Genomic DNA, 579 nt, shown 5'->3' with positions numbered 1-579 from the left:
AACTCAACAGCCCTACCCACCACAAAAAACTAATTAACTCTAACCCCTTTTTTTACGGGCTAGCTGGATCAAGGAGTCCGACCCCTTGATCTTTTTCATTTCCAGTAGGCATTTTTATCTATTTAACAAACTGTTCTCGGAATTCCATGTCCTCCATTCGCTGCACAATCTGCCTGAGCTCATCGAGCCGAAAATCTTCATTCCCCGCAACTGCCTCTTCGCAACACTTCTTGATATAGTCGAAATCACCGACGAACATTCTAAGCAAGCAGTAGTGAACTCCCTGTATTCCAATAAAATTAAATGGATTATCTTCCGGAAACTTATCAACAAACTCATCTATACTATCGAGACAGTATCGAGACTCTGCATTCGGGAGTGCAATCCTAACGAAACTTTCGATTACCGGTGCGGCTAGACTTATCTCCGTATACACTCCAGAAAATCTTGAGCCATCTACATTTTTTGGTTGTCGAGTAAAGTGACACGGAACCTTGTATTCTGGAAACAATGCCCTAATTGGCTTCACTAACGGGCTCACCTTGACCCACTCAATCGCTTGAAAACAAACGTGACTCA

At 42.8% G+C, this 579-nt stretch carries 1 protein-coding gene; it reads right to left on the bottom strand.

Going from position 1 to position 579, the window contains the following annotated elements:
• Positions 1-118 precede the first annotated feature (118 nt).
• Positions 119-579: hypothetical protein (locus ACFQEU_RS17655; RefSeq protein WP_379784265.1), on the bottom strand; the 461-nt coding region annotated here is incomplete at its 5' end.

The organism is Halorubrum tibetense (assembly GCF_042661865.1).
GTDB classification, from domain to species: domain Archaea; phylum Halobacteriota; class Halobacteria; order Halobacteriales; family Haloferacaceae; genus Halorubrum; species Halorubrum tibetense.
This window is presented reverse-complemented; position numbering and strand designations above follow the sequence as displayed.